Genomic DNA, 3,165 nt, shown 5'->3' with positions numbered 1-3,165 from the left:
CTTCGCGGGCTCCTCCGCCTTCGGAGGCGCGACGGGCGGCGGCGCCTCCTCTGCGAGCGCCGGCGACAGCCAGAGGGCCAGGCACAAGACAGCGATAAACCGAGCTATTCGCATGGCATCGATGCAATCGACCAAAATCGGACCTTGACTTGGAACCCCAGCCAACTAGCAACAGACGGCAGTATCAACGCAGGTCCCGCCCGGATGGTGACAATCTTTTTTGATCTCGACGGCACGCTGACCAACCCGAAGCCGGGGATCACGCGCTCGATCCAGTACGCGCTGGAGCGGCTGGACGTCGCGGTGCCGAGCGAGGACGAACTGACCTGGTGCATCGGGCCGCCGCTGCATGCCAGCCTGAAGAAGCTCACCGGAACCGACGAACTCGCCGACCGCGCGCTGCTGCTCTATCGCGAGCGCTTCAGCGATATCGGCCTGTTCGAGAACGAAGCCTATGCCGGCATCGTGGACACGCTGACGACGCTGACCGCGACGACGCCGCGCATGTTCGTCGCGACCAGCAAGCCCGCGGTCTACGCCACCCGCATCGTCGATCATTTCGGCCTGAAGCCCTATTTCGAGCGTGTGTTCGGCTCCGAGCTCGACGGCACGCGCGTCGACAAGCGCGACCTGCTGCGCTACGCGCTCGACGAGACCAGGGTCGATGCGAGCGGTGCGATCATGATCGGCGACCGCAGCCATGACGTGGTCGGCGCCCGCACCAACGGCATGACCGCCATCGGCGTGCTCTATGGCTATGGCAGCGAGGCCGAGCTCAGGGACGCCGGTGCGCATCACATCTGCGCCGCGCATCCGGAATTGCTCGGACATTGCGTGGGCTGATCATCGAGGGACTGCGCCCAGCGCTCGAGCGCGGCGAGGCGCTTCCACCAACTCTGTCTCATGCCGGTTGCCGAGCGGTCATCGCCGCGAGCCTTCGTTTGCGACGAAGACAAGGCTCGCCAATTCCAGATTGTCTTGTTGCGCTCCGTGCATCAGGCTGGCGCACATGAGGACGCGCACCACGATAAGCGGATCGGAGCTGTTGCTGGGTGTGATCGCGATCCGACTTGCGGTGCTGGTTCTGGTCGGCTGGGGCCTGACACTTTTGCCGCGGCCAGCGCATGACAGCGAACGCGCCTGCCTTCTCTCACCTGTAACGAGAAGCGAGGCTCAGGCGAAAGCGGTCCGCTCGCAGGTCGCCGATGCAGCGTTCGATGACATGCTGCTGCACGACTAGGCTGCTCCCAAGCAGGGCCGGTATGTGAGCGCATGATAGGACAAGGCGTTCGCTTGCGCTAACTTCGGCACCAGGACCGCGACGAACAATCAGCAGTCAGCCGAGGAGCATATCGATGGAATACCGACGCTTGGGCCGGTCGGGCCTCATGGTGCCCGCCTTGAGTCTCGGGACCGGCACGTTCGGCGGTGTCGGCCGCCTCGCGGCGTGGGGCACGACGGATGCGACCGAAGCCCGGCGCCTGCTGGACATCTGTCTCGAGGCCGGCGTGTCGATGTTCGACACCGCGGACGTCTATTCGCTCGGCGAGTCCGAGCGTGTGCTCGGCGAAGCCATCAAAGGCCGCCGCGACAAGGTCCTGGTCTCAACCAAGGCAACCTTCCGCTTCGGCGACGGTCCCAACGACATCGGCTCGTCACGGCAGCATCTGCTCGCAGCCATAGACGGTTCGCTGCGCCGGCTCGGCACCGACTACATCGATCTGTTCCAGCTTCATGGCTTCGACGCCTTCACTCCGCCCGAAGAGGTGCTCGGCACGCTCGACGTGCTCGTGCGCGCCGGCAAGATCCGCTACGTCGGCGTTTCGAATTTCTCCGGCTGGCACCTGATGAAATCGCTCTCTGTTGCCGACAAGCATGGCTTCCCGCGCTACGTCGCCAACCAGACCTATTATTCGCTGATCGGGCGCGACTACGAATGGGAGTTGATGCCGCTCGGCCTCGACCAGGGGCTGGGCGCCGTGGTCTGGTCGCCGCTCGGCTGGGGACGCCTCACCGGCAAGATCCGCCGGGGTCAGCCGAAGCCCGAGGTGAGCCGCCTGCCCAAGACGGCCGATTTCGGCCCGCCGGTGCCGGACGAGCACGTCTATCGTGTCGTCGAGGCCATCGACGAGGTCGCGACGGAAACCGGAAAGAGCGTGTCGCAGATCGCGCTGAACTGGCTGCTGCAGCGCCCCACCGTGTCGACACTGATCATCGGCGCGCGCAACGAGACGCAGCTCCGCGAAAATCTCGGCGCGGTCGGCTGGTCGCTGACCAAGGACCAGGTCGCAAAGCTCGACGCGGCGAGCAAGGTCACTCTGCCCTACCCCTACTGGCACCAGCGGACGACCTTCACCGACCGGAACCCGCCGGCGGTCTAGGACCCTTGAGCTGCATCAAGCCCGCTTGCATCGGCCGTGACATTCTGCGGCCGTCGCGAGGCTCCCGATGCGCCGATTTGCCATGAAGGCCCTGTTCATGGTGCTCAATTTCAACCGCGCGGAGCGACAGCGGATCGATTGGGTTCGCGCCGTCATCATCTCCTCCACGGCAGTGACGTTCGGCCTCATCGCACTCTACATGTTCGGAAAATCGACAGCGCGCTGGTAGGGCTGCGCCGGCCGTCCAAATCCATGTTCGCGGCGCCGTTACGGGAACTGCTGGTATCCTGACGGGTTGCCGTCAATCCGGCAATTTCCTATTCGGAGATGAATCACGGCTCGAATCAAGCGCGCCTCCATCATGTCGTCTGCCCCGATCGAGCATGCCGACGGCCTGCCGCAGCCGCAGCGCAACCAGGCGGTGCTGACCATTGCGCTCGGCATCATCATGGCGGTGGTCGACAGCGCCATCGCCAATGTCGCGCTGCCGACGATCGCGGCCGACCTGGATGCGAGTCCGGCCTTTTCGATCTGGATCGTCAACGGCTACCAGCTCGCGATCACGATCTCGCTGCTGCCGCTGGCTTCGCTCGGCGAGATCGTCGGCTATCGCCGCGTCTATCTGGTCGGGCTGGTGCTGTTCACGCTGGCGTCCGCCTTCTGCGCGCTGGCGCATACGCTGCCGCTGCTGACGATCGCGCGCATCATCCAGGGCTTCGGCGCGGCCGGCATCATGAGCGTCAACGCGGCGCTGGTGCGCTTCACCTATCCGCGCAGCCAGCTC

The 3,165-nt window shown here is 65.0% G+C and carries 5 protein-coding genes; all 5 read left to right on the top strand.

What is annotated here, in order from left to right:
- Window positions 1-204 precede the first annotated feature (204 nt).
- Complete coding sequence (locus MOV74_RS34650; RefSeq protein WP_246931474.1) at window positions 205-843, top strand: HAD family hydrolase; 639 nt, start codon at window positions 205-207, stop codon at window positions 841-843.
- A gap of 166 nt (window positions 844-1,009) precedes the next feature.
- Window positions 1,010-1,240, top strand: coding sequence for a hypothetical protein (locus MOV74_RS34645; protein WP_246931473.1), 231 nt, complete (start codon window positions 1,010-1,012; stop codon window positions 1,238-1,240).
- 115 nt (window positions 1,241-1,355) lie between these two features.
- Window positions 1,356-2,381, top strand: coding sequence for an aldo/keto reductase (locus MOV74_RS34640; protein ID WP_246931471.1), 1,026 nt, complete (start codon window positions 1,356-1,358; stop codon window positions 2,379-2,381).
- A gap of 67 nt (window positions 2,382-2,448) precedes the next feature.
- Entirely contained in the window at window positions 2,449-2,610 is a 162-nt protein-coding gene (locus MOV74_RS34635; protein ID WP_246931468.1) for a hypothetical protein, read from the top strand.
- A gap of 132 nt (window positions 2,611-2,742) precedes the next feature.
- Window positions 2,743-3,165 (top strand): MFS transporter (locus tag MOV74_RS34630; protein ID WP_246931466.1); only part of this gene is annotated, 423 nt, incomplete at its 3' end.

Origin of the sequence: Bradyrhizobium sp. SHOUNA76 (genome assembly GCF_023006445.1) — a bacterium.
Taxonomy (GTDB): Bacteria; Pseudomonadota; Alphaproteobacteria; order Rhizobiales; family Xanthobacteraceae; genus Bradyrhizobium.
This window is presented reverse-complemented; position numbering and strand designations above follow the sequence as displayed.

Coding starts and splice junctions, on each gene's coding strand:
- MOV74_RS34640 (WP_246931471.1), top strand. CDS start 1,356: ATGGAATACCGACGCTTGGGCCGGTCGGGCCTCATGGTGCCCGCCTTG.
- MOV74_RS34635 (WP_246931468.1), top strand. CDS start 2,449: ATGCGCCGATTTGCCATGAAGGCCCTGTTCATGGTGCTCAATTTCAAC.
- MOV74_RS34650 (WP_246931474.1), top strand. CDS start 205: ATGGTGACAATCTTTTTTGATCTCGACGGCACGCTGACCAACCCGAAG.
- MOV74_RS34645 (WP_246931473.1), top strand. CDS start 1,010: ATGAGGACGCGCACCACGATAAGCGGATCGGAGCTGTTGCTGGGTGTG.